Source organism: Mesorhizobium sp. M6A.T.Ce.TU.016.01.1.1 (genome assembly GCF_003997065.1).
GTDB lineage: Bacteria > Pseudomonadota > Alphaproteobacteria > Rhizobiales > Rhizobiaceae > Mesorhizobium > Mesorhizobium mediterraneum.
In genome coordinates this window covers 1-639 of sequence record NZ_RZTJ01000103.1, presented here as the reverse complement: position 1 = coordinate 639, position 639 = coordinate 1, and the positions used below count along the sequence as shown (strand labels likewise).

Sequence of the window (639 nt, the reverse complement as noted above, 5' to 3'; positions counted from 1 at the left end):
CTGCCCTGCTTCGATTTCCGCGCCTATTGCCGCCAGCAATGGGGCCTCGAGCTTGCCGATGCCATAGCCGAGACAGCGGCGAGCCGGCTGATCGGCCAAGAGCATCGGGCCTGAAGGCGCGACGGCAGATCGCGGGCCGACGGCGGACGCGTTTCACTACGGCATTCGCTCGACCGCCTGCAAGGCGGGATCCATCTTGTCCCAGGCATGGCCGTGGCTCGTGTAGGTCACCATCTGCGGGCTGAACTGTTCCGGATCGTCGAGGCTGGCCGCATGGACCGCTATGAATTCCGGCATGGCGACGGATATCAGAAAGACCGGCGTTCCGCAGGTTGGACAGAAGGTGTGGATTTTTTCATTGCCGCTGGCGCCCGCCACGCGCCAGGTGCTCACCTCCCCGGTAATGGCCATATCGGTGCGCTGGCCGAAGGTCAGGTAGGATCCGTGGCCGGTGCCTGAGCGCTTCTGGCAATCGCTGCATTGGCAGTGGTTCTGGAAGATAGGCTCGTCATTGGTCTCGTAACGGATCGCGCCGCATGCGCAGCCGCCGGTATAGCGCTTGGTCATTATCGTTCTCCACGGGTCTGATTCTGCTCGAGGTCGCAACATCAGGCCGATTTCGGCTTGGCGAAAATCTCG

1 protein-coding gene and 1 pseudogene are annotated in these 639 nt (G+C 62.4%); one reads left to right on the top strand and one right to left on the bottom strand.

The genetic code is table 11. From position 1 onward, the window contains the following. A pseudogene (locus EOC94_RS35020) lies at positions 1-114 on the top strand (D-alanine:D-lactate ligase-like protein); the annotation flags it as partial. A 42-nt stretch (positions 115-156) separates the two neighbouring features. Here the strand turns inward: EOC94_RS35020 and EOC94_RS33435 are convergent. Then, entirely contained in the window at positions 157-567 is a 411-nt protein-coding gene (locus EOC94_RS33435) for a GFA family protein (protein WP_063169673.1), read from the bottom strand. Positions 568-639 lie beyond the last annotated feature (72 nt).